The sequence below is a fragment of the Arthrobacter sp. MMS18-M83 genome, from assembly GCF_026683955.1.
Lineage (GTDB): Bacteria > Actinomycetota > Actinomycetes > Actinomycetales > Micrococcaceae > Arthrobacter.
Genome location: NZ_CP113343.1, coordinates 1,436,693 through 1,452,613 on the forward strand (window position 1 = coordinate 1,436,693; position 15,921 = coordinate 1,452,613).

Consider the following 15,921-nt stretch of genomic DNA (forward strand, 5'->3'; position numbering starts at 1 on the left):
CGAATGATCCAGCAAAATCCGTCGCTTGCCCGCCTGCGCCCCGCCCCACAGCCCTCAACACACTTCAGCCATTCCCACCCACTCCCAAAATCTTTGTTTATGTTGTTTTTCTGTTGACAGACCAACATGAACAAAGATAGAGTCAAGCAATTCCACATCATGTGATGGCTGTCACTGATGTACTTTGATCGCTTGTACGCAATGGAGGGTATGTGTTCGCTGAAGAGCGCCAACAGCTGATCTCCGAGCTCGTCGCCGAGCGCGGACGGGTCAGCGTCACGGACCTCGCGGACCGATTCAGCATCACCACGGAGACTGTCCGCCGTGACCTCGCTGCGCTTGAATCCGCCGGCAACCTCCGCCGCGTGCATGGCGGGGCTGTCCCCTCAGACCGCCTCAGCACCCGCGAGGAAAGCGTTGTTGAGCGCGCCATCCAGCGCCAACCGGAAAAGCTTCGTATCGCCGAGGCCGCCCTTGCGCTCATCCCCGAGAACGCGGCCGGCAGCATCCTGATCGACGCCGGTTCCACCACAGAGGCCCTGGCCCGCCTGCTGGGACAACGCACGGCCCAGCACCTGGCCTCCGGCAACGGAAACGCCGCGCGTGAAGAACTGGTGGTTATCACCCACGCCATCCCCATCGCCGGGCGGCTGTCCGGCAACCCGAACATCTCCCTCCAGATCCTGGGCGGTCGCGTCCGCGGCCTCACGCAGGCCGCAGTCGGGCAGTCCACCGTCGAAGCGGCTTCCCGGCTCCGCCCGGACATCGCCTTCGTCGGCGCCAACGGTATCCATGCCACGTTCGGGCTCAGCACACCTGACCCCGAAGAAGCCGCCGTCAAGGCCGCCTTCGTCACGTCCGCACGGCGCGTCGTCGTCCTCGCGGACTCCTCCAAGCTGGACGCGGAAACGCTTGTCCAGTTCGCTGCCCTGAAAGATGTGGACACTGTGATTACTGACCAGGACCCCTCCGAGGAGCTCTCTGCCGCTTTGGCCGAGGCTGGCGTCGACGTGGTGATCGCATGATCGTCACCCTGACCGCCAACCCCAGCCTGGACCGCACCGTGGAGCTCCCGGCCCCGCTGGCCCGTGGCGAGGTGCAGCGCGCTGTCGCCGTCCACCAGCACTCCGGTGGCAAGGGCGTCAATGTCTCCCGGGCGCTGGTCGCCTCGGGCCTGGACACCGTCGCCGTCCTGCCGGGCGGGGATTCCGATCCCGTCCTAGCGGGGCTGCTCGACGACGGCGTCCCCTACGCAGCGCTCCCCATCAGTGAGCCGTTGCGCAGCAACGTGACGCTCACCGAACCGGACGGCGTCACCACCAAGATCAACGAACCCGGCCCGAAGTTGAGCCTGGCCGAGCAGGAAGCCCTGATCGGGCTGCTGCTGGACCGCTCCCGTGGCGCGAGCTGGGTGGTACTGGCTGGATCGCTCCCACCAGGAGTTCCGGCAGATTTTTACGCCACGGTCGCCCGCCGGCTCCGTTCCACGCACGACGGCGACGCCCCCTTGATCGCGATCGACTCCTCCGGAGCCCCGCTGGCGGCCGCCATCAGTGGCGACTCCACAGGCACCATCAGCGGCAAGCCCGACCTCCTGAAGCCCAACGCTGAAGAGCTGGCCGAGCTGGCCGCCGCGGCCGGCTTCACAGACGTCCACACGGCTGACGAACTGGAAGCGGACCCGGGCCTCGCCGCCAGGGCCGCAGCCGCCGTCGTCGGCAGCGGTGTGGGTGCAGTACTCGCAACACTCGGTTCCAAGGGCGCAGTCCTGGTAACCGCCGACGGCGCGTGGCTCGCCACGCATCCGCCGATCCAAGCCGTCAGCACAGTTGGTGCCGGCGATTCATCCCTTGCTGGCTACCTGCTGGCCGCCACTCGCGGCGGTTCCGCGCAGGACTGCCTCCGTCAGGCTGTGGCACACGGTGCCGCCGCTGCTTCGCTGCCGGGCTCCACTGTCCCGGCGGTCCACCAAACAACTCCCGACGCCGTTACCATCACGGCCCTCTAGAAGGACTAACAGTGACCCAGCTCATCACCCCCCAACTGGTCTCCCTTGACCAGAACCTCGGCGATTCTCCCGCCGATGTCATCCGTTTCCTGGCTGGCAAGGTTGCCGCAGCAGGGCGCGCCTCCGAGGTTGAAGGGCTCTTCGCGGACGCCTTCGCCCGCGAGCAGAAGACTGCCACGGGCGTGCCCGGCGGCATCGCTATCCCGCACTGCCGCTCCGTGGCCGTGACCGAGCCCGCCTTGGCGATGGCCCGGCTCTCCGAGAAAGTGGACTTCGGCGCCAAGGACGGCCCTGCGGACATCATCTTCTTCATCGCAGCCCCTGAAGGAGCAGATCAGGAGCACCTGAAACTGCTCTCCAAGCTAGCCCGGTCCCTCATCAAGAAGGACTTCACGGCAGCCCTCCGTGCGGCTGCCACCGAGCAGGACATCGTGGACTTGGTTGACGGCGCACTGGCCGACAAGCCAGCTGCACACGCAGCAGGGCCCGTCGCAGAGCCTGCCGCAGCTGCTCCGGAAGCCGCCCCGGCTTCGGCCCGCGCCGCTTCCGCGATGGCGCCCAAGCGCATCGTCGCCGTCACGGCGTGCCCCACCGGCATTGCCCACACCTACATGGCGGCCGACTCCCTCGTGGCTGCTGCCAAGGAAATGGGGGTCGATCTTCAGGTAGAGACCCAAGGCTCGGGCGGATTCACTGCGCTGGACCCATCAGTCATTGCCGCCGCTGACGCCGTAATCTTCGCAGTAGACGTTGACGTCCGCGGCAAGGAGCGCTTCGCCGGCAAGCCCGTCATCAACGCCCCCGTGAAACGCGGGATTGATGAGCCGGCCAAGATGGTGCAGGAAGCCCTCGCCGCAGCGAGCGATCCGCATGCACACCGCGTTCCGCACTTCGGCGCCGAAGAAAACGCCGAACACGCATCAGAGGCCGCCAGCGAGCACTTCGGCACCAAGGTCAAGAAGGTCCTGCTGACCGGTGTCAGCTACATGATCCCGTTCGTCGCAGGTGGCGGCCTACTCATTGCGTTGGGCTTCCTCCTGGGCGGCTACGAGATCGCCGGTGCAGCCGACAAGATCCTCGGCGCGAACACCCTTGGCAGCCTGCCCACCGATTTCCCCGCGCACGCTTGGGGCCCACTGGGCGCATACCTAGGCGCCGTGCTGTTCAAGATCGGCGCATTGTCCCTTGGCTTCCTCGTCCCCGCCTTGGCGGGCTACATCGCTTACGGCATCGCGGACCGGCCCGGCATCGCTCCTGGTTTCGTCTCCGGCGCTGTTGCCGGCTACATGGGCGCAGGCTTCCTGGGCGGCCTGGTGGGCGGCCTGCTGGCTGGTGTCACGGCACACTGGATCGGCACCTTCAAGGTTCCGCGCTGGTTGCGTGGCCTCATGCCCGTGGTCATCATCCCGCTCGCGGCCTCGATCGTTGCATCCGGGCTCATGTTCCTGGTTCTCGGCGGCCCCATCGCTGCAATCACCAAGGGCCTCAACACATGGCTCTCCGGCATGACCGGCGTCTCCGCCATCGTTCTCGGCATCATCCTCGGCCTCATGATGTGCTTCGACCTTGGTGGTCCGGTCAACAAGGTGGCCTACTCCTTCGCCGTGGCCGGCCTCGGCGCCGGAAGCGTGGCCAACCAGGCTCCTTGGCAGATCATGGCCGCCGTCATGGCGGCCGGCATGGTTCCCCCGCTCGCCATGGCACTGGCAACCGTCCTCAACAAGAAGGGCTTCAGCCTGGCCGAGCGTGAAAACGGCAAGGCAGCCTGGCTGCTGGGTGCTTCGTTCATCTCCGAAGGGGCGATTCCGTTCGCCGCTGCCGACCCGCTGCGCGTCATCCCGGCCAGCATGGTGGGCGGCGCCGTGACCGGTGCACTGAGCATGGCCTTCGGGGTCACCTCGCAGGCTCCGCACGGCGGAATCTTCGTCTTCTTCGCCATGAACAACTTCCTGTTGTTCTTCGGCTCGATCGCTGTCGGCGTCGTCGTCACGGCCGTGGTCCTGCTGGCACTCAAGCGCTGGGCAGTCCGGACGCCTGTTGAGGCAGAGCCCGTTCCGGCCGTTGCCGCAGCCTGACGCCAACCGTTAGCAAGCAAGTAGAGGACTAATCCATGCAGACCTTTTCAGGCGTAGGCGTTGCTCCCGGGCGCGTTCTGGGGCCGGTGCGGCAGATGCCGAAGCCGGTGCAGGAACCGCACATGAACGTCAACATTCCTGCGGACGTTACCGTCGAATCGCAAGGCCAGCGCATCAAGGATGCCGCCAAGGCCGTGCAGGCGGAACTCCGTGCCCGAGCCGCCACCGCGTCCGGCGAAGGCAAAGAGGTCTTGGAAGCAACCGCCTTGATGGCCGCCGATCCGATGCTGGTGAAATCGGCCATCAAGCTCCTCTCCCCCGAGGTCCCGGGCGGCGCACGCACCGCTGAGCGGGCCATCTGGGAGGCAGGTGCCACGGTTGCGGATTCGTTGAAGGCCCTCGGCGGCTACATGGCAGAGCGCGTGGCGGACGTCCTGGACGTCCGCGCCCGTCTCGTCTCGGAACTGCGCGGGCTGCCTGCGCCGGGCATCCCGGCGTCGGATGTTCCGTTCATCCTGGCCGCCGAGGACCTTGCCCCGGCAGACACCGCGACCTTGGACCCCGCCAAGGTGATCGCCCTGATCACCTCAAGCGGCGGCCCGCAATCCCACACAGCCATCCTGGCCCGCGCCTTGGGCCTGCCCGCGATCGTCGCGGCACCGGGGGTCGACGAGATCGGGGACGGCACCGAGATCTACATCGATGGCGCTGCCGGCACCATCACGCTGGATCCGGGTGAAGAACTCCGCCTTGCGGCCAAGGCCTGGGCCACCCAGGCGTCCACGGTTGCGGCCTTCAGCGGCAGCAGCGTGATGGCCGACGGGTTCCGGGTTCCGCTGCTCGCCAACGTCGGTACCGGTGCCGATGCGGTCAAAGCCGCCGACGCCGGTGCCGAGGGTGTCGGTTTGCTGCGAACCGAATTCTGTTTCCTGGATCGCGACGACGAGCCCACCGTGGAGGAGCAGATCGCCGCCTACGGTGCCGTGTTTGCTGCGTTCCCGGGCAAGAAAGTTGTGGTCCGAACGCTCGACGCCGGCGCTGACAAGCCGCTGCCGTTCCTCACCAACGCGGATGAGCCCAACCCCGCCCTGGGCGTCCGCGGGTACCGCACCGACCTGACCTCCCCCGGCGTCCTCGAGCGCCAACTCAAGGCGATCGCCGCCGCGGAGGCCGCCAACCAGGCCGAAGTGTGGGTCATGGCACCCATGATCTCCACGGCCGAGGAAGCCGCGCACTTCGCATCCCTGTGCTCCGCCGCCGGCCTGAAAATCCCCGGCGTCATGGTGGAGGTCCCGTCGGCTGCCCTGACCGCCGCCAACCTGCTGCGCGAAGTCAGCTTCGCATCGCTCGGAACCAACGACCTCACCCAATACACCATGGCCGCGGACCGCCAACTCGGCCCGCTCGCCGCGCTCAATGATCCGTGGCAGCCTGCCGTGCTCCAGCTCGTGAAGTTGACTGCCGACGGCGCTGCTGCCGCCAGCGCGGGTGGTACTGCTCGGCCCGTGGGAGTCTGCGGCGAGGCAGCAGCGGACCCGGCCCTCGCCGTCGTACTCGTTGGACTGGGCGTCGCGACGCTCTCCATGAGTGCGCGCGCACTGGCGGCCGTCTCCGCCGTGCTGGCCACCGTTACCGTTGCGCATGCCCAAAAGCTCGCGGCGGCGGCGCTGTCCGCCCCGAGTGCATCCGCCGCGCGCCAAACCGTTCGCGCCCAGCTGCCTATCCTGGACGAACTGGGTCTCTAGACTTTCCCCAAGCCCACAATCGAAGGAGCAACAATGTCCGAACGTACCGCCACCATTGCTAGCCGCGTCGGCCTGCACGCCCGCCCGGCAGCCATCTTCGCCGAAGCCGCCGGCGAACTGGACCTCGAGGTCACCATCGCCCGCGAAGGCGAGCCCGCCGACGACGCCATGGACGCCGCCAGCATCCTGTCCCTTATGAGCCTCGGAGCTTCATACGGCGACGTCGTTGTGCTGCGTGCCGAGGGCGCCGGCGCCGACGAAGCCCTGGACCGCCTCGTGAAGATCCTCGAAACGGACCACGACGCCGAGTAACCCACTGAGCATGCCCCCACTTGGCACCGAGGAATGGACATATTCGCACTGTGTCCATTCCTCGCATCCAACGGGGAGCATGCTCTTTTATTTTTCACTGCAAAGACATCAGATAGTCCGATGACGCGCGGCCAAACGCCGCGCTTTGGGCAGGGCGACCCCGAGCCGCGCAGCCCCGATGACTACGTTGGAGCGCGGCATGCGCTGGCCCTACTCCTGCTTCCTGGTGCCTAAGCTTCCTGTGGGTCTGCCACGGACGCACCGGCGGACATGATCTCGGCACTGATCATCCAGGCGAGCTGCTCCAAACGTGCGATGAACGCATGCAGGAGGTCCGCCGTCGTAGGATCTTCTTCGTCCACTTGGTCGTGGACATCGCGCATGGTCTGGACAGTCCGTTCCAGGCGATCGGTGATTAGCTTCACGGCGTCCTTGGTCTTCGTCAATCCCGCGGGGAACTGCTCCAGGCGGGTCGAGGCAGCGATGGTGCTGCTCCTGCCATCGGGGAGCGCATGAAGCGCCCGCATCCTTTCGGCTGTTTCGTCAGCGAACTCCCGCGCCGCGGCCACGAGTTCGTCGAGTTGCAGATGCAGGTCCCGGAAATTGGCGCCAACGATATTCCAGTGGGCCTGTTTGCCCTGTAGCTGGAGTTCAATAAGGTCCGTCAGGACAAGCTGAAGATTGTCTGCCAGAGCTTGCGATGCTTTCATGGTTTCCCCTCCAAGACGACTGCTGACAATGAGTCAGGATCAGCGCCAGACAGCGGCGCCAGTCCTTCGGCCCACCCTATGACGATACCCAGAATTTTTGATAAGTGTACTTAGCACTTGATTTGATAAGGGTGCTTAGTAGTACCATGGAGGAGGTCGGTACCGGTTCGGACTGGATAAAAAATCCGGAAAACGAGCGGCATCCGCTGTTACAAGAGTTCGCGCGGAGTCCGGGGGGCTTGGTGCTGAACCACGGTTCGGAAGCGAACTGATAACCGAATACACCGCGAGGGGCCGGGCATTTTGCCGGCGGCCCCGCTCAAGTAAGGAATGTGTGACTATGAACACCCTTCTGATCATTGCAGGCGTCGTGGCAATCATCCTTCTGCTCGTCGGCGGATTCTCGCAGGCCGTCAGCTGGCTCCTCTGGGTCGGCGTGATCCTCCTGATCGTCGCGGCCATCGGCTGGCTCCTCAGCTTTATGTCCGGCCGCAGGTCTCGCGCCTAGCCAACGACAGCTGGCCCCACAGTGGCCTGCCTTCCGCCACTGGGCGAGAAGGCGAGAAGAAGTAAACCATTACCACCAAAGGAGTACGTCCATGGGTGCAGATGACAAGATCCAGAACGCCGGGGAGAAGCTTGCGGGCAAATCCAAGGAAACCGCCGGAAAACTGACGGGTAACGAGAGGCTCGAAGCCGAAGGCAAGACGGATCAAGCCAAGAGCGACCTGAAGGCAGCCGGCGAAAAGGTAAAGGACGCTTTCAAGAAGGACTAGTCCACTCGAAGTGCGGCTCCTGCCATGGGCGGGAGCCGCATTTCCCGGTCCAAGGGGTTAGGTCAATGCCGACTATCTCTGACCCGATTGTCCCCGCCGGCGCACCGCGTCCCCGGGCTGAACGAATCTGGTGCGGCACTTGCGGCACCAATGAGCACGTGATTCTTGATTCCATAGAGCCCCTCAAACCGCCGATGGCAGAGCTCGTGGATATCGCCTACATTTGCGCAGAATGCGACACTGCTTATGCCCATTCGGCTACATTCCAGGACGTCGCGGCGATCCTGAACCAGCGTGGAACGGTATCGGATGTGCTCCAATTCGGCGGCGAATACATCCATTGCGGCGAACCCATGAAAATTTCGGGAACCGGATTCCACAGCGTGTATGCGCCGATGTCCACTGAGGACCCCGCGATAGATCTTCTCGACGTGTACCTGGCGACAAAGGTGTTGCAATGCCGCTGCGGGTTCCGGATGGAACTCGCCTCATAGCCGGGACCTCGACCGAAGGAGAAACCCATGCCGAGCAAAAAGAATCCCAGCCTCAAAGATCCGGAACTCTTCGAAACCCTCCGCAAGGATGGCGCCTCCAAGGAAAAGGCCGCCAGGATCTCGAATGCCGCTGCCAAGGTGGGCCGCAAGGAAATCGGCCGGCGCGGCGGCACCTCGGGCGACTATGAGGACTGGACAGTGCCCCAACTCAAGTCCCGAGCCAAGGAACTGGGCCTCACAGGCTACTCAAGCAAGAAGAAAGCCGAACTCATCTCGGCCCTGCGAAACCACTAAGCCATCCACCGGACATGCTCTCCGCCCTGGCCCAGGAATGGACATATTCGCATTATGTCCACTCCTCGGTTTGCACGAGGGACATGTCGAGTGTCCCGGGAGGGCCACGAGGGACATGTCCAGTGTTCCAGGGAGGGCCCGGCCGGACATGCTCTCGCTGAAGCGCACGACGGCGGCGCGTCAGGCTTTCTTGACCCGCGCCCTGGGCTTGCTGGCCGCTTTGGCCGTCCCGGCGTCGTCGGACTCCTCGCTTGCGGTGGACGCTTTGCCGCGCTTCTTCTCGAGGCTCCGTTTGAGGGCCTCCATGAGGTCGATGACCTCGCCGCCCTCGCCTTCGCTTGCTGTCACGCCGAACGTCTCCTCGGTGTCGATGGAGTCGCCCTTTTCGAACTTGGCCGCGATGAGCTGGCGCAATTGCACTTGGTAATTGTCGGTGTATTGCTCGGGCTCGAAGTCGCGCGCCATGGAGTCCACCAAGGCCGAGGACATCTCCAGCTCCTTGTCCGAGATCTTGACGTCGGTCTCCAGCGACGGGAAGTTGGCTTCACGTATCTCGTCGTCCCAGAGCAGGGATTGCAGCATCAAGACGTCCCCACGTACGCGCAGGGCCCCCAGCCTGGTCTTCTGCCGGAGGGCGTACTGCACAATGGCCACGCGCTCGGTGTCCTGGAGGGTGCGCAAAAGCAGCATGTAGGCCTTGGGCGATTTGGAATCCGGCTCCAGATAGTAGGGCCGCTCGTACATGATGGGATCCAGCTGCTCGGCCGGGACGAACTCCACTACCTCGATTTCGCGGCTGTTCTCCGCGGGCAGGGACTTCAAATCCGCGGAGGACAGCACCACCGTGCGGCCTTCCTCTTCGTAGGCCTTGTCGATATCCTCGTAATCCACAACAGAGGCGCAGATTTCGCACTTCCGTTGGTAACGGATGCGGCCTCCGTCTTTGTTGTGGACCTGGTGAAGACTGACATCGTGGTCCTCGGTGGCGCTGTAGAGCTTGACGGGCACGTTGACCAGCCCGAACGCGATAGAACCCTTCCATATGGCCCTCATGCACTAAGTGAACATCACAACTCGGCGGAGGTGAAGAGGTGGCAACCAGCCAAAAGGAGCGCGTCAACGTTGAAGGCCATGAACTGACGCTCACCAACCTGGGCAAAATCATCTACCCGGAGACTGGCACCACCAAGGCCGAAGTGCTCGAGTACTACGCAGCCGTGGCACCGTTCCTGATCCCCGCCGCAGCCAACCGGCCCGCCACGCGCAAGCGTTGGGTTCACGGCGTAGGGACCACGGAGGACCCCGGGCAGATGTTCTTCCAGAAGAACCTGGACGATTCCACCCCGTCCTGGGTTCCGCGCGTCACCATCCAGCACCGAGACCACAGCAACGTTTACCCCTTGGTCAACAACCTCGCCACACTGACCTGGCTGGCCCAGATAGCCGCCTTGGAGATCCACGTGCCGCAATGGCAGGTGGACGCCGACGGAACCATGTTGCCGCCGGACCGCCTGGTCCTTGACCTCGACCCCGGCCCGGGCACAGGCCTCGCCGAATGCGTTGAAGTCGCCAAGCTGGCGCGCAGCATCCTGCAGGACATCGGGCTTGATCCGGTCCCTGTGACGAGCGGCAGCAAAGGGATCCACCTCTACGCCGGGCTGGATGGCACGCGCAAATGGGAGCAGGTTTCAGCGTTCGCACACGAATTGGCGCGATCGCTCGAGGCGGACCATCCTGACCTGGTGGTCAGCGATATGAAGAAGACCCTGCGCAACGGCAAGGTCCTGGTGGACTGGAGCCAGAACAGCGGAAACAAGACCACAATCGTCCCGTACTCCCTTCGCGGACGCGCACACCCCATGGTGGCCGCACCGAGGACATGGCGGGAACTCACCTCACCAAAGCTTGAACATCTGGACTTCACAGCTGTCATGAAGCGCGTCAAAGAGGGGAAGGATCCCTTCGCCGCGGTGGCGGCCTGGCGCTCAGGGCACTCGCCCGTGCATGCGAACGGTGGACCCAGGAACAAGAACGACGACGACGGCTCCCCCGGCGCGGCCCGCGCCAGTACCGCGGTCGCGGGTACCGCCGGCGCCAGAACCGCGACCGGAGGCACCGCCGTCGGAGGCACCGCTGTGAACCCGCGGTTGGCCAGCTACGTGGACAAGCGTGATCCGCAGCGGACACCGGAACCGTTTCCCGCCGTCGAACACCAACCGGGGCGGCGCCCACTCCAGGCCGACGCGGAACCCAACCCGCCCGGCGGAATCTTCGTCATCCAGGAACACCACGCCCGCCGCTTCCACTTGGATTTCCGGCTGGAACACAACGGCGTCCTGGCGTCGTGGGCCTTGCCACGTGGCGTGCCGGACACTCCGGCCAAGAACCACCTCGCGGTGCGCACGGAAGACCACCCGATGGAGTATGCGCAATTCGCGGGCATCATTCCAAAGGGCGAATACGGTGCCGGGACGGTCAGCATCTGGGACAGCGGCGAGTTCGAATGCGAAAAATGGCGCGACGGCAAAGAAGTGATCGCTACCCTCACCGGCAAGCCCGGCGGCGGATTGCACGGCACCCGCCGTTTTGCGCTCATCCACACTGGGGAGTCGGCGTCGCAATGGCTGATCCACCTGATGAAGGACAAACCGGGCCATCGGACCGTGCTGTTGCCTGATGCCCCGTCGCGTTCGAGCGGCACCCCCAGCTACGCGCCCATGCTCGCAACCTCCGGGACCACGGCCGATGTTTCCTCCGGCGACTGGTTGTTTGAGCTCAAATGGGATGGCTTCCGCACCATCGTTTCAGGTTCGGGCGGGAAGATCAGGCTGACCAGCCGCTCCGGCATCGACATGACGCCCACGTATCCCGAACTATCGGATCCGCGGTACTGGCCGGACCACGACTTCGTGGCAGACGGCGAAATCGTGGCACTCAGCAAGAACGGCCGGCCCAGTTTCGAGTTGCTCCAGAAGCGGATGAACCTCTTCAAACCTGGCGACGTCGAACGCGCCCGGGCCGCGGTCCCCGTGCAGCTCATGCTTTTCGATCTCCTGTACGACACCGGATCCCGCGGCGGCGCCGAAAAAGCGGCGCCGACCTCACCTCCCTGCCGCTCGGCGAGCGCCGGGACCGGCTGGCGGCCTTCCATGCCGGACTGCCGGCCCAGGGCTCCCCCATCCATGTATCCGAAGTGTTGGAGCACGATCTTGCCGACATTCTGGCCAGCGCCAAAGAGCTTGGCTTGGAGGGCGTCATGGCCAAGCGCGCGGATAGCCGGTACCAGCCGGGGCGGCGCAGCAGGTCCTGGATCAAGCTCAAGTTGGAACGCACGCAGGAGGTGGTGGTGGGTGGCTGGCGGCCCGGCGCCGGGGCGAGGCTCGGGACCATTGGTGCATTGCTGGTGGGGATCCCCGACGGCGACAAGCTGCGCTACGCCGGCCGCGTCGGCACCGGCTTCAAGGACTGGCAACTCCGCGACATCCTGCAGCGCTTGGAGCGGCTCGACCGCCCGGACTCCCCCTTCCATGACATCCCGGCCGAGGACGCCGCCACCGCCCATTGGGTTGCCCCCGAGCTCGTGGGAGAGGTGACATTCGGGGATTGGACCGGCACCGAAAGGATGCGGCATCCCGTCTGGCGCGGGTGGCGCCCGGACAAGTCCCCGGGTGACGTGCAGCGGAGCTAGGCGCGGCTAGGCCAGCCATGACACGGAAAATGCCCTGCGCCACCGGAATTCCGGTGTCGCAGGGCATTTTCCGTGTCGCGGACGAATATTTCTAAGAGGAGTGCGGCATCTGGGGACGGCTGGTGCGGTGAACCGCAGTGACCGCCGCTTGTTGGCCGACGCGACCGTGGCTGGCGCCCCGGTCCTTGGGGTGCTTGGTCTTGCCGCTACCGTCCGGCCAGGCCGGTCCTTGGGTCGATCCCAGCGTCATGGCCACAGTTGCCGGGGCCGGCATGGGCGCCATATCCATGGCCTCGACCAGGTGGCTGGCTACCTCGGAGTTGATTTGTTGCGCAACGTGCTTCGCAGCCATTGTTCTTCCTTTCCGCATTGAAACGAAGGGATTTTCCATACTAGGTGGGAGTGGTCCGCTTGTCTGCAGGATCTACCAACGGACTTTCTTCTCGGACTTGGCCAGCTTGCCACTTGCCTGTGTGGGCTTGTGCCCTTTCCCGGTGCTCTGCCAGCTGTTCCCCGCCCCGCCACGGGACTTGCTGGCCAGCATTTCCTTCTGGGCGTCAGTCAGTTTCGATCTGACACCGGCATCCGGGGTGTCAGTTTCCTGCTCGACGGGTTCCTGCTCGGGGTTGGTTTCGGGTGTGTTGGGTGTCATGCAGTGGACTCCTTAAAGCTCTTGATTTGCCGGAGGAGGTCTCGGGACGCGACGTCCGCTGCGGGGTCCAAATAGCAACAGTGACAGGAACGGCGCGGAGGCGAAGCCTCAACAGGCGTGGATTTTTGTCGGTTCAAACTCAACGGCGTCGGATCAACGTCAGCAGTGGCTAGCCAGCATCTGCGACGAACCAGGACCCGCTGGTCTATTCAAAAATCAGTGTTCCCATGCACCCACCCTAAACACTCTGGGCCGGGTTTGTGAACCCTGACTTTCCCGGCGCGCGTTTCACGCATGGCGTCCATGTCGGCTCTCGGCTAGCATGGCATTTCCAGCGACTCGCGACGAGTCCTTAGACGAGTCCTTACGCCAGGAGGTGAGACCCATCAAAGCAGCAATCCACGGGTGCTCCCTCCCGATCCCATGGCGAGCCTGAACTAGGTGGCCCGGAGAGCATCCCTCGGTATCCCGAAAGGCTCTCCCATGTCAGTACCCACGTTCCACCCGTCCCACTCCGCCGTGACATCTCGGCTCCGTTCCGCCGGTTGCGTCTTCGCTGAGGACGAGGCCCAGCTCCTGATCGCCGCCGCGCACGCTCCCGAGGAACTCGACCGGATGGTCGACCAACGGGTTTCCGGCCTGCCCCTCGAACACCTCCTCGGCTGGGCTGAATTCTGCGGCCGACACCTTGCCGTGGAACCGGGAGTCTTCGTCCCTCGCCGCCGCACGGAGTACCTCGTCCAGGAGGCGGCCCGCATCGCCCGGCCGGACGCCGTCGTCGTCGACCTTTGCTGTGGTTCGGGTGCCGTGGGTACTGCCGTGGCCGCCGCGGTGGGCGGCGTCGAACTGCACGCAGCCGACGTCGACCCCGCTGCAGTCCGCTGCGCCGCTCGCAACGTCGGGCCGGAAGGCGGAGAAGTGCATGAAGGCGATCTCTATTCGGCCCTGCCGGTCTCTCTTCGCGGTCGCGTGGACGTCCTGGTGGCCAACGCCCCCTATGTGCCCACGGACGCGATCGGGATGATGCCACCGGAGGCCCGGTTGCACGAACCGCTCGTAGCGCTCGACGGCGGACCAGACGGTCTGGACGTGCAGCGCCGGATCGCTGGGGAGGCGCCGTTGTGGCTGGCTCCTGGGGGTCACCTGCTGATCGAAACGAGCGTCCGGCAAGCCCCGTCGACGGCGGCCTTGTTTGAGCTCGCCGGATTGTCCGCCGAAGTAGTCCATTCCGACGAATTCGACGCCACGGTGGTGCTCGGAAAACTACAGCAATCTCACCGGAAATGATCAGCAAACTGTGCTTTTCATGGTCCTGGCCCAAACAATTTGGTAACGAGGTCCCGGAACACGCCAAATCCGCGTGATTCCGGGGCTGTAGAGGGCAAATGGATGTCAGGCATTTGTGCCGAAAATCGACCAGAATGGCCTCGAAATTCGGAGTCCGGCTCTCCGCTTCGGCCAATCTCGCGTAAAATTGAAACCCTGCCCAGAGCGGAGCAGCTGTATGTCGCAAGCAAATGATCTCCCTAGGAGAAACCCAAATGCCCACAGACCGAAGCATTACCGACTCTTCAGCAGGCGCTAGGAACGCCGCTGCAACGAGCAAGACCTCACCACGCGGTGTCTCAAAATTGAAACTTCCAACACGCCGTCGACTCAAGGTATCCGACGTCAACGTCGTAAACCAGCCCATGCTGAAAAAAGCACTCGGCGGCACGATCGTCGGTAACACCATGGAGTGGTACGACGTCGGCGTGTTCGGCTACCTCATCACCACCATGGGGCCCGTCTTCCTGCCCGAGGCCGACAAGTCCGTGCAGACCCTGTTCCTGCTGGGAACATTCGCCGCAACTTTCGTGGCCCGTCCCCTCGGCGGCGTAATCTTCGGCTGGCTGGGTGACAAGGTGGGCCGCCAAAAGGTGCTCGCCACAACACTCCTGTTGATGGCGGCGAGTACCTTCGCCGTCGGACTCCTGCCTGGATACGCACAAATCGGCATCTGGGCAGCCGTACTGCTCGTCATCCTGAAGCTCGTCCAGGGTTTCTCCACGGGCGGCGAATACGCCGGCGCCACCACGTTCGTGAGCGAATACGCTCCGGACAAGCGCCGCGGCTTCTTCGCGAGCTTCCTGGACATGGGCTCATACATCGGCTTCGCCCTTGGCGCGGCCCTCGTGTCCATCCTGCAGCTCACCATCGGCCAATCGGCCATGGAGGACTGGGGCTGGCGCTTGCCGTTCCTCCTCGCGGGACCCCTCGGCGTCATTGCCGTGTACTTCCGTAGCAAGATCGAAGAATCCCCCCAGTTCCAAGCCACTTTGGATGCCCAGGAAGCCCTCGCCGCGGACGCAGCAGCGGGCGATGCCGCAGTAGCCAAGGGCCCCATCGGCATCGTCAAGGCTTACTGGCCCCAGATTATCCTCGCCATGATCCTCGCCGCAGCCGCCAACACCGTGGGCTACATGTTGACTTCCTACATGCCCACCTACCTGACCGAGTCGAAGGGCTACGACCCCGTTCACGGCACTCTGCTGACCATCCCTGTGTTGGTCATCATGGCCGTCTGCATCCCGCTGACCGGCAAGCTCTCTGACCGCATTGGCCGCCGGCCTGTGCTGTGGATCGGCGCCATCAGCACGGTCGTCTTCGCGGTTCCGGCGTTCCTGCTGATCGGGCTCGGTGGCATTTGGTCCACCCTTGCCGGTTTGGCCCTGGTCGCGTTCCCCGTCACGTTCTACGTGGCCAACCTCGCCTCGGCACTGCCGGCACTGTTCCCGACGTCGAGCCGTTACGGCGGCATGGGTATCGCCTACAACTTCTCCGTGGCGATCTTCGGTGGTACGACGCCGTTCATTGTCGCTGCCTTGATCAAGGCATCCGGCTACGACATGATGCCGGCGTACTACCTCATGGGCACGTCCGTGGTTGGCGCAATCGCCATCTACTTCCTGCGTGAATCCGCGCAGCGCCCACTCCCCGGTTCCATGCCCAGCGTGGACACCCCGGCGGAGGCTCGCGAACTGGTGGCGACTCAGGACACCAACCCGTTGATCGATCTGGACGAAATGCCGTTCGACGACGGCACCCTCGTAGCGGCGGAGCCGGACCGGGACCCCGTGCCGGCCTAGCACAGGGCGGACGCGGGCTGCGGGCGGCCCGCGCAGGCA

15 protein-coding genes and 1 pseudogene are annotated in these 15,921 nt (G+C 64.4%); 12 read left to right on the forward strand and 4 right to left on the reverse strand.

The window, feature by feature from the left end; genetic code table 11:
- The first annotated feature begins 212 nt into the window (after positions 1 to 212).
- Genes OW521_RS06750 through OW521_RS06770 form a run of 5 tightly spaced genes read left to right on the forward strand, consistent with a single transcriptional unit; the run spans position 213 to position 6,140 of the window.
- Positions 213 to 1,025 carry a DeoR/GlpR family DNA-binding transcription regulator gene (locus OW521_RS06750; RefSeq protein ID WP_268023984.1) on the forward strand — a complete coding sequence of 271 codons (813 nt, stop codon included), beginning with the start codon at positions 213 to 215 and terminating at the stop codon, positions 1,023 to 1,025.
- Complete coding sequence (locus OW521_RS06755) at positions 1,022 to 2,008, forward strand: 1-phosphofructokinase family hexose kinase (protein WP_268023985.1); 987 nt, start codon at positions 1,022 to 1,024, stop codon at positions 2,006 to 2,008. Before OW521_RS06750 ends, OW521_RS06755 begins: the two co-directional genes overlap by 4 nt.
- Positions 2,009 to 2,019: 11 nt before the next feature.
- Positions 2,020 to 4,083 carry a PTS fructose transporter subunit IIABC gene (locus tag OW521_RS06760; RefSeq protein ID WP_268023987.1) on the forward strand — a complete coding sequence of 688 codons (2,064 nt, stop codon included), beginning with the start codon at positions 2,020 to 2,022 and terminating at the stop codon, positions 4,081 to 4,083.
- A gap of 35 nt (positions 4,084 to 4,118) precedes the next feature.
- Positions 4,119 to 5,828 (forward strand): phosphoenolpyruvate--protein phosphotransferase, encoded by a 1,710-nt coding sequence (ptsP, locus tag OW521_RS06765; protein WP_268023989.1) that lies wholly within the window; start codon positions 4,119 to 4,121, stop codon positions 5,826 to 5,828.
- Between the two features lie 33 nt (positions 5,829 to 5,861).
- On the forward strand, positions 5,862 to 6,140 hold the full coding sequence (locus OW521_RS06770; RefSeq protein WP_265982023.1) for an HPr family phosphocarrier protein: 279 nt from the start codon (positions 5,862 to 5,864) through the stop codon (positions 6,138 to 6,140).
- A 230-nt stretch (positions 6,141 to 6,370) separates the two neighbouring features.
- Here the strand turns inward: OW521_RS06770 and OW521_RS06775 are convergent, their stop codons facing one another.
- Positions 6,371 to 6,850 (reverse strand): Dps family protein, encoded by a 480-nt coding sequence (locus OW521_RS06775; RefSeq protein ID WP_268023991.1) that lies wholly within the window; start codon positions 6,848 to 6,850, stop codon positions 6,371 to 6,373.
- 334 nt (positions 6,851 to 7,184) lie between these two features.
- On the opposite strand from OW521_RS06775, the gene OW521_RS06780 reads away from it, so the two are divergent.
- From OW521_RS06780 to OW521_RS06795, 4 genes are all read left to right on the forward strand, one after another.
- Positions 7,185 to 7,358: a hypothetical protein gene (locus OW521_RS06780; protein ID WP_268026136.1), complete on the forward strand. Its 174-nt coding sequence runs from the start codon at positions 7,185 to 7,187 to the stop codon at positions 7,356 to 7,358.
- A 91-nt stretch (positions 7,359 to 7,449) separates the two neighbouring features.
- Positions 7,450 to 7,626, forward strand: a complete 177-nt coding sequence (locus tag OW521_RS06785; protein ID WP_268023993.1) for a CsbD family protein — start codon at positions 7,450 to 7,452, stop codon at positions 7,624 to 7,626.
- A 65-nt stretch (positions 7,627 to 7,691) separates the two neighbouring features.
- Positions 7,692 to 8,120 carry a hypothetical protein gene (locus OW521_RS06790; protein WP_268023995.1) on the forward strand — a complete coding sequence of 143 codons (429 nt, stop codon included), beginning with the start codon at positions 7,692 to 7,694 and terminating at the stop codon, positions 8,118 to 8,120.
- 27 nt (positions 8,121 to 8,147) lie between these two features.
- Complete coding sequence (locus OW521_RS06795; RefSeq protein ID WP_268023997.1) at positions 8,148 to 8,414, forward strand: DUF7218 family protein; 267 nt, start codon at positions 8,148 to 8,150, stop codon at positions 8,412 to 8,414.
- 180 nt (positions 8,415 to 8,594) lie between these two features.
- On the opposite strand, the gene ku is transcribed toward OW521_RS06795, so the two are convergent.
- Positions 8,595 to 9,467: a non-homologous end joining protein Ku gene (ku, locus tag OW521_RS06800; protein WP_268023999.1), complete on the reverse strand. Its 873-nt coding sequence runs from the start codon at positions 9,465 to 9,467 to the stop codon at positions 8,595 to 8,597.
- 38 nt (positions 9,468 to 9,505) lie between these two features.
- Here ku and OW521_RS06805 point away from each other — a divergent pair.
- Positions 9,506 to 12,102: pseudogene (locus OW521_RS06805) on the forward strand (ATP-dependent DNA ligase).
- Between the two features lie 91 nt (positions 12,103 to 12,193).
- Here the strand turns inward: OW521_RS06805 and OW521_RS06810 are convergent.
- Both OW521_RS06810 and OW521_RS06815 read right to left on the reverse strand, forming a co-directional pair.
- Positions 12,194 to 12,454, reverse strand: a complete 261-nt coding sequence (locus OW521_RS06810) for a hypothetical protein (RefSeq protein ID WP_268024001.1) — start codon at positions 12,452 to 12,454, stop codon at positions 12,194 to 12,196.
- A 72-nt stretch (positions 12,455 to 12,526) separates the two neighbouring features.
- The gene (locus OW521_RS06815) at positions 12,527 to 12,754 is read right to left on the reverse strand and encodes a hypothetical protein (RefSeq protein ID WP_268024003.1); all 228 of its coding nucleotides are present in this window, start codon (positions 12,752 to 12,754) and stop codon (positions 12,527 to 12,529) included.
- Positions 12,755 to 13,237: 483 nt separating this feature from the next.
- Here OW521_RS06815 and OW521_RS06820 point away from each other — a divergent pair, with 483 nt between their 5' ends.
- Both OW521_RS06820 and OW521_RS06825 read left to right on the forward strand, forming a co-directional pair.
- Positions 13,238 to 14,041: a putative protein N(5)-glutamine methyltransferase gene (locus tag OW521_RS06820; RefSeq protein WP_268024004.1), complete on the forward strand. Its 804-nt coding sequence runs from the start codon at positions 13,238 to 13,240 to the stop codon at positions 14,039 to 14,041.
- Positions 14,042 to 14,295: 254 nt separating this feature from the next.
- The gene (locus OW521_RS06825; protein ID WP_268024006.1) at positions 14,296 to 15,882 is read left to right on the forward strand and encodes an MFS transporter; all 1,587 of its coding nucleotides are present in this window, start codon (positions 14,296 to 14,298) and stop codon (positions 15,880 to 15,882) included.
- Positions 15,883 to 15,921 lie beyond the last annotated feature (39 nt).

What these genes read in the sequence shown, in the direction of transcription:
- OW521_RS06820 (WP_268024004.1), top strand. Translation starts at nt 13,238, where the DNA reads ATGTCAGTACCCACGTTCCACCCGTCCCACTCCGCCGTGACATCTCGG.
- OW521_RS06810 (WP_268024001.1), bottom strand. Translation starts at nt 12,454, where the DNA reads ATGGCTGCGAAGCACGTTGCGCAACAAATCAACTCCGAGGTAGCCAGC.
- OW521_RS06825 (WP_268024006.1), top strand. Translation starts at nt 14,296, where the DNA reads ATGCCCACAGACCGAAGCATTACCGACTCTTCAGCAGGCGCTAGGAAC.
- ptsP (WP_268023989.1), top strand. Translation starts at nt 4,119, where the DNA reads ATGCAGACCTTTTCAGGCGTAGGCGTTGCTCCCGGGCGCGTTCTGGGG.
- OW521_RS06755 (WP_268023985.1), top strand. Translation starts at nt 1,022, where the DNA reads ATGATCGTCACCCTGACCGCCAACCCCAGCCTGGACCGCACCGTGGAG.
- OW521_RS06770 (WP_265982023.1), top strand. Translation starts at nt 5,862, where the DNA reads ATGTCCGAACGTACCGCCACCATTGCTAGCCGCGTCGGCCTGCACGCC.
- OW521_RS06790 (WP_268023995.1), top strand. Translation starts at nt 7,692, where the DNA reads ATGCCGACTATCTCTGACCCGATTGTCCCCGCCGGCGCACCGCGTCCC.
- ku (WP_268023999.1), bottom strand. Translation starts at nt 9,467, where the DNA reads ATGAGGGCCATATGGAAGGGTTCTATCGCGTTCGGGCTGGTCAACGTG.
- OW521_RS06795 (WP_268023997.1), top strand. Translation starts at nt 8,148, where the DNA reads ATGCCGAGCAAAAAGAATCCCAGCCTCAAAGATCCGGAACTCTTCGAA.
- OW521_RS06775 (WP_268023991.1), bottom strand. Translation starts at nt 6,850, where the DNA reads ATGAAAGCATCGCAAGCTCTGGCAGACAATCTTCAGCTTGTCCTGACG.
- OW521_RS06815 (WP_268024003.1), bottom strand. Translation starts at nt 12,754, where the DNA reads ATGACACCCAACACACCCGAAACCAACCCCGAGCAGGAACCCGTCGAG.
- OW521_RS06785 (WP_268023993.1), top strand. Translation starts at nt 7,450, where the DNA reads ATGGGTGCAGATGACAAGATCCAGAACGCCGGGGAGAAGCTTGCGGGC.